The organism is Sphingobium trunci (assembly GCF_022664535.1).
Taxonomy (GTDB): domain Bacteria; phylum Pseudomonadota; class Alphaproteobacteria; order Sphingomonadales; family Sphingomonadaceae; genus Sphingobium.
Genome location: NZ_JAKUJY010000050.1, coordinates 1 through 7,893 on the forward strand (window position 1 = coordinate 1; position 7,893 = coordinate 7,893).

Sequence of the window (7,893 nt, forward strand, 5' to 3'; positions counted from 1 at the left end):
CCGCCTATTGCTATGCCCGCAGCGCCGCCAGTGGCGCGCGCAAGAGCGACGCGATCCTCACCGAGGAGATCACCGCCGCCTACAATCGCCAGCGGGGCCTTGCACGGGAGAACCGGCCATGACCCGCCCCGACGATCGCCGCAACCATGCCGATGCCTTGCGCAAGCATCATCTCAACACGCAAGGCGCCCGCCTCAAGCGGCAGGTCCTCGTCATGCTGGCCTCCGTTGCCCTTGGCGGCCTGGCACTGCCCAACATGATGCTGGGCGGGGACGCGATGCTCGCCACCGGCACCTACTACTGGGCCAGGACCAAGCTCTGGGCCGTGTCCGGCTGGGAGGACGATACGGGGATCGACGTGCACTTCCCCGACCATATCGAGGAAGGACGATCGGCGCGCCAGATCATCGCCCATCCCTATTTTCGGCGGCGCGTCGATCTTGTCTGGGCCTGGGCCAGATGGGGATGTTGGCTCGGCGTCGGCACCTGGCTGCTGGCGTTGATCGCCTCACGCGGCGCACTGGCCCGGCGGCGCGAGCGTCTGCTGGCGGACCGCTGGATCAGCGGAACGCAGGTGGTGGACGAGAAGCAGCTGGCCAGGCTGACCGGGAAGGAGGCTGACGCCCACACCCTGTCGATCGGCAAGGTGTCGATCCCCGCCCGTCTGGAAACCCGCCACATGGCGATGATCGGCACGACCGGCAGCGGCAAGACCACCGCCTTGCGCCAGTTGCTGGACGGCATTGAAGCGCGGGGCGAAGCCGCCCTGGTCTATGACACCAGCGGCGAGTTCATCGCGCACTATTACAGTCCGGCGCGCGGCGACATCATCCTCAATCCGTTCGATGCCCGTTGCGCCTTCTGGTCGCCCTTCGCCGAGATCGCACATCCCGCAGATGCCGACCGCATCGCCCGCCAGCTGATCACCGAGACGGGCCAGCATGATAGCGACGTGTGGCTCGACACCAGCCGCATCCTTGTCGCCAATATGATCCGCGCTTTGTGGCAGGAGAACAAACGCACGCTGCCCGACCTGCTCCATGCCCTGAAGAATCGACCCAAGGACGACCTTAAAGAATGGCTCGCCACCAGTTCATCGGCACGGACCTTCGCGGACGATGCCGATCGGGCGACCGGCAGCGTGCTATTCATGTTGGCCAAGGCAGCGGACCTGATCCAGTTCCTGCGCGCCGAGGACGACAAGGCTAAACCCTTCGCCTTCCGCAGCTTCATTAAAGCGCTGGACCGGCATCCCGGTGCGAGGCCGTGGATATTTGTGCCGAGGAAGGAGGATTACTTCGAGGCGTCGAAGCCCCTACTCGCCTGCTGGCTGGAATGCGCCGCCAGCGCAGTGCTGGGCCTGCCTCCATCCGAGGACCGGCGCATCTGGTTCGTGCTGGACGAACTGGCCGACCTGCCCCGCGTCGACAACCTGGCGCGGCTGCTGCCCGAGGGCCGCAAGTTCGGCGCGGCGGTCGTGCTGACCTTCCAGGCGCTGGGGCAGATGCAGCACCGCTATGGGCCGCAGATCGCCGAATCCATCCTCGGCTGCTGCAACACCAAGCTGTTCCTGCAAACCATCGACAGCGACACCCGGCAATGGGCGAGCCAGACCATCGGCACCTCAGAGATGGAGATCCGGACCAAGACCGACATGCTCGGCGACGGCGACGAAGGCCACCGCATCAATCTGGGCCGGATGCGCGAGGTGCGGCCCGCCGTCATGGAGAGCCAGCTCCGCCTTGCGCGGCACGAGGGCTATCTGCTGCTGCCCGACGGCCTGCCGGTCGCCAGGATCAGGCTGACCGCCGATCACATCGCGCGGCGGGGCGATCCCTACCAGCCGGGATTCATTGCCGCCGATCCGGCGACCATGCTGTGGGGGCAGGCCGCCAGCAACGCCGTAACGCCATCATCGTCGTCGCCATCGCCGGCATCAACATCAGCATCGTCCTCACCCACCCCGAAGCCTGACAGTCAGGGGCCGGTGTGATGGTGGCGTCCGTCTCTGCACTCACCAGTTCGGCGCAGGCCAGCAGCTATTACGAGGCCGACGACTATTATGCCGAGGGCGGGCTATCGCCCTCCCAATGGCAGGGGGCTGGCGCGGAGGCGCTTGGCCTGTCCGGCGAGGTGGATCGCGATGCGTTCCGCGCCTTGCTCGACGGCAGGATCGGCGACCAGCAGCTTGGTACGTTCCGCGACGGGCAGTTGGAGCATCGTCCCGGCTGGGACGTGACCCTGAGCGCGCCCAAGTCGGTGTCGATCATGGCCGAGGTGGCCGGCGACCGGCGATTGATCGAGGCGCATGGGCAAGCCGTGAAAACCGCGATGGCCCATGTCGAGCGCCATATGGCCGCCACCCGCATCCGCGATGGTGGCACCGTTTCCCGCGAGGCGACCGGCAATCTAGTGATCGCCAGCTTCCAGCACGGCACCAGCCGTGCCCAGGACCCGCAGCTTCATACCCACAATGTCATCATGAACGCCACGCGAGACGAGGACGGTGCCTGGCGCAGCCTCGAACCGCGCGCGATCTACCAGCTTCAAAAGCAGATCGGGGCGATCTACCGGCAGGAACTGGCGCTGAAGGTCCGGGAACTGGGCTACGAGATCGAGGCGGGCAAGGAGTCCACTTTCGAGATCAGGGATGTCTCCACCGCAGTCATCGAGGCGTTCAGCACCCGCAGTGCCGAGATCGAGGCGGCATTGGCGGAGCGTGGTACGTCGCGCGAGGTGGCAAGCGCCATCGAGAAGCAGGTTGCCACGCTCGACACCCGCGATGCCAAGGTTGCCGCCGACCCTGCCGCCCTTGTGGCGGAGTGGCGGGAGACGGCTGCCAAAGCGGGGTTCGGGGCGGAGGCCAGACTGGCGATGGTTCGGGAGGCCGAAGCAAGGGCCGCCGATCCGGCCCATCGCGCCGCCATCGAATTGCAGGGCGACGGTGCCGCTGCCCGCGCCGTCGCTCATGCTGCCGATAAGCTGGGCGAGCGGCAGTCGGTGTTCTCCGCTACCGCCTTGCAGGAGGAAGCGGGACGGATCGGGCTGGGTCGGATCGGGTACGCCCAGATCGGGGCAGCAATCGATGCCGCGACCAGACAAGGCGACTTGATCGATCGTATCCATATCGACCGGCGCGGTGCGGAATTTGCCGGGTTCACCACTCGGCAGAATGTCGAGACCGAAGCCACGATGCTACGGATCGAGGCCGAGGGGCGCGGCACGCTTGCCCCCATCGCATCGCCGCTTGCCGCCGCCAAGGCTGTTGCCGGCGCAGCGGCGCAAGCCGAGCGCACAGGCCATGGCTGGAATCCCGATCAGCGCGCCGCCACCGAGCAGCTTCTGACTAGCCGTAACCGGATCACCGCCGTCCAGGGCTATGCCGGCACCGCCAAGACCACGACGGTGCTGGCGACCTTCGCCCGCGAGGCCGAAGCACGCGGAATAGCGGTCACCGCCCTGGCTCCGACCGCGTCGGCGGCGATGGTGCTGGGCGAGGCGCTGGGCACGCGCGGCGATACTGTTGCCCGGCACCTGCTGTCGCCAGAGAGGTCCGATCCGACCCGGCCTGCGGCTTGGATCGTGGACGAGGCGTCCCTGTTGTCGGCGCGCGATACCGCGCGGCTGTTCGACCTTGCCGCAAAGCAGGATGCCCGCATCGTGCTGGTCGGGGACGTGAAGCAGTTGGGTTCGGTCGAGGCGGGTGCGGCCTTCGCCCAGTTGCAGGGCGCTGGCATGGAAACCACCAGGCTGGCCGAGATCGTCCGGCAGACCAACCTCGCCACCAGGGAGGCTGTGCTGGCGTCGATCGAGGGGGATGCCAGGAAAGCCATGGCCGCGCTCGATCGGGGTGGTGGGCAGATCATCGAGGAAGCTGACCGGGCCACACGCTTCGCGGCCATTGCCGAGCGGTATGTGGCGCTGGACAAGGCCGGGCGTGTCCGTACCATCGTTGTCGAGCCGTCACGCGAGGGGCGCGATGCGTTGACCGCCGATATTCGCGCGGCGCTCACCCGGTCGGGGGCGCTGACGGGGCCTGCCGTCCCGGTGGAAGCCCTCGTCAACAAGGGGCTGACCCGTGCGGAGGCGCGCGATCCCTTGAGCTACGACAAGGGCGATGTGGTTCGCTTCGCCCACGACTATGCCGACAAGGGCGTGGTGCGGGGCGAAGCCTACCGCGTCGAGAACATCGACCCGGCCAGGGCCGCCATCGTGCTCAAGGCGGAGGATGGGCGCGAGGTGGACTGGCGCTTGCGGCAATGGGGTGCGGGTCATGCCCAGGCCTTCTCGGCCCAACCCATCGACCTGAAAGCCGGCGATGCTATCCGCTTCACCCGCAACGACCGCGAGGCGGGCCGGATCAATGGCGCGCGTGCCGAGGTGATCGCCGTGGATCAGCAGGCTCGCACCGCCGCCATCCAGACCGCGCACGGCAGGACCGAGACGCTCCATCTCGATTCTGCCCGCGACCGGCATATTGCCCATGGCTATGTCGATACCGCCTTTGCCGCGCAGGGACGTACCGCCGATCACGTCATCATCCATGCCGACAGCAAGGCGACCAATCTGGTCGACCAGAAGTCCTTCTATGTGGGCATATCACGGGCCCGGGAATCCGCCATCATCTTCACCAACGATCGCGGCAATCTGGTCGCTGCGATCAATGAGCGAGCCGGGCAGGTACAGACTGCGATCGTTCAGGCTGCGGCACGGGGGCTGGCAGCGGGCAACGCGAAGGGAGCTGGTCTGGGATGAGGCCTGGCTTACGCCCACAAGCCTAACGGGATTGGGGGGATCATTTGACTTATTCCGCTTTTCTAACCGGCATTTGTTTGTCTGCCTTCATCGCACAGGAATGACCGATGCTGGGGACGAACCGGTAATTCTCCTTTTGGGAGCGCAGATTGGGATAGCGGACATTTCTGCCGGCGACCCGGCGTGTCGGCTTCGCGCCCTCAGGTCGGTCGTCTGGCCGAACTTCCCACCCTGCCAGAAGCTGCCGTTCGTTTGGTCAAGACGGGATGCTGCGACGCTACAGCCAAGTGTCCTAACTACCTTCAAGTAAGGTATCTGAACGATGTGTGGTGGTTGGAAATCGTGACTGGGGCTTACCGTCGCGGTAAACAACACTGTCAATAAGGATAGAATTTGACTCGACTTGCGACTTCCGACGCGGAATCATTGACTTCGGGCGATGTACAGGGGGGTGGGGTGGCGACGAATCCGATCGACGAACAGACGGGCGAGATCCCGTCCGTGTTCCAGAGCAACCTGCCGCTGCGAGAGAAGCTCGATAAGGCGCGAACCGAGTTGCTGGATCTGTCTGCCCGGAACCGGCTTCTCAACATGCCACGCTCGTCAAAGAGCGTCCGCGCTCTCGAGGTGATCGACGAGATCAGCGCGGAGGTGTTCCGGCTGCTGGTGCGGGAGAACCGCCCCTTCACCTTCGTCGCCGGAAAGTCGGCGGCCGAAGGACAGGCTGCTGAAGGAGAGCAGGAGGAGATCGACGAAATTGTTGACCTCGCCCAGCCCGAGGACGACGAGGTCGACGAGCGCGGCGTTCGTGCCCGACACTCCGACACCCGACTGCAGACCCGACTCACGCCGAAGGGACTGCAGAAGCGCCTGCTCGACCTGTTCTTCGACGCACGCACCCTGGAGGAGGAGCAGGGCGTTAACATCCTCTATCTGACGCTCGGCGCGCTCAAGTGGATCGATCCTCAGAACGCGGCCAACATCCGCTACGCCCCCATAGTGCTTGTCCCTGTATCGCTGGAACGCGGGAACGCCGGTGAGAAGTTCAAGCTGCGCGCGCGTCAGGAGGACTACGCCTCCAATCTGTCGCTCGAAGCTTTCCTCGACAAGGTGCACGGCATCCGGCTGCCGGGGTTCGAAGCGAGCGACGCCTTCGACGTCACATCTTACTTCGACGAGGTCGCGGAAGCGATCTCCGCGAAGCCGGGTTGGGAAGTGATCAGCGACAACATCGTCCTCGGCTTTTTCTCCTTCGCCAAGTTCCTCATGTATCGCGACCTCGACCCGGACGTCTGGCCGGAGGGGCGCAGGATCGTAGACCGCGATTTGATCAGGGGCCTCATCTCGGACGGGTTCGAGGGATCCGACGCAATGATTCCCGAAGACTCGAACATCGACCCGTTTATTCCGCCCTGCGAAATGCTCCATATCGTGGACAGTGACAGCTCGCAGGCGCTGGCTGTGCACGAGGTCCGGCGGGGCAGGAACCTCGTCATCCAGGGTCCGCCAGGGACCGGCAAGAGCCAGACTATCGCCAATGTCATCGCCTCGGCCGTGGCGGATGGCAAGACGGTCCTGTTCGTCGCCGAGAAGATGGCGGCGCTGGAGGTGGTCAAGCGGCGCCTCGACGCGACCGGCGTCGGCGACGCCTGTCTCGAGCTCCACAGCAACAAGGCGAACAAGCGCGCCCTTTTGGAGGAGCTGCGCCGGACATGGGAACTGGGCGCCCCACGAGGCCAGGCGCCGGGAACGCTGAACGCGAGGCTCACCGAGGCGCGCGATCGTCTAAACGCACATGTCCAGCGAATGCACGCGGCCCACGGCACCTCCGGTTTGACGCCGTTCCAAGTCGTCGGTCAGCTGAGCCGTCTGCGGCTTGACGGCGAGAAGCCTTCCGACATGGAGCTTGAAGGCGCGACAGGTTGGACTGCCGATGATTTCGCAGAGCGCCATTCCCTGCTGGCGGATCTTGCCGAGAGAGTCGTCACGCTGGGACGACCCGACGAACACCCCTGGCTTGGCGTCGGCCTTTCATCCATCCTGCCGACTGACGTCGAGCGACTCATGGTGCGGCTGGCGGACCTGGTAGAGAGGATCGGCGCATACGATGCCGCGCAGGGGGATCTTGCCGCCACGGTCGTGACCGATAAGCCTGGAACGCTCGCGGGTCTGTCGTCGCTCGCCAACCTTGCAGCGCGCATTGATGCGGCTCCGGCGGTTGCGGCCGAGGCCATGTCCGCCGCCGTCTGGGAGGCGGATGCGGCCCGAATCGATGACCTGCTCACGGTCGGTGCCCAGCACGCGGACCTGAAGCGCGAACTGGAGCCGGCGGTTCACGATGCGGCATGGACCGCCGACCTCGACGAGACCATCACCGCGCTGTCGCTGCTCCCGGCTTCCTGGACGCTCGAAGCATTTGACCGGATGGCAGCATCCGCAGCAGACCTGCCGCGTCTGCTTGCGGAGGGCGCGGCGCTCGCCCGCGCGCTCGGCCGCGATGCGCCTATCACACTCGCCGATGCCGGGAGGCTTGCGCGTGTGGGCGAGCGGGTCGCCGCGGCTCCCGACGCCAGCCCCGAGGCATTCGCTGCGGATCTGTGGGACAACGGCGTCGAACGCGCTGCGGATCTCGCCGAGGCAGTCGCCCTCCTCGAACGTTCGCGAGTGGAGATCGACGGAGGGCTGTCCGATGCCGCATGGTCCCTTGATCTCGCCGAAGCGCGTGCCGTCCTGGCCTCGCATGGGAGCGGTCTCTTCAGATTTCTCAGCGGCGAGTGGCGGCGCTGTAACCGCTTGGTGAGGTCCGTCCTGACGCGGTCCGACGTTCCGCTGGACGATGTCCTGTCGCTTATGGATTCGCTCGCAGCGGGGCAGAAAGCCATGCGAGCAATCGAGGCCGACGGGGAATTCGGCCGGAGCGCGTTCGGTGCTGATTGGCGTGGCGAGCGCTCCGCCTCTGCTCCGCTGTTGGCGCTGGTCGAGTGGATGCGCTCGCTGCGGGGACTCGGCGCCGAACCACGGCTGATCGCAGCGAAGCGGCCGGAGAAGTCCGAGATCGCGAACCGCGCAGCCCGTGTCGCCCAACTCGAGGCAGGCCTTTCCGCTACCATATCGCGGCTGTGGGACGATCTGGCAGAT

3 protein-coding genes are annotated in these 7,893 nt (G+C 65.9%); all 3 read left to right on the plus strand.

What is annotated here, in order from left to right; all coding sequences use genetic code 11:
- The first annotated feature begins 118 nt into the window (after positions 1–118).
- A complete protein-coding gene (locus MJ601_RS21575) occupies positions 119–1,993 on the plus strand; it encodes a type IV secretion system DNA-binding domain-containing protein (protein WP_242130453.1) in 1,875 nt (624 codons plus the stop codon).
- Positions 1,993–4,755, plus strand: coding sequence for a MobF family relaxase (gene mobF, locus MJ601_RS21580; RefSeq protein ID WP_242130454.1), 2,763 nt, complete (start codon positions 1,993–1,995; stop codon positions 4,753–4,755). The genes MJ601_RS21575 and mobF overlap by 1 nt, the downstream gene beginning before the upstream one ends.
- Before the next feature lie 456 nt (positions 4,756–5,211).
- A partial coding sequence (locus MJ601_RS21585; protein WP_242130455.1) for a DUF4011 domain-containing protein occupies positions 5,212–7,893 on the plus strand: 2,682 nt, incomplete at its 3' end.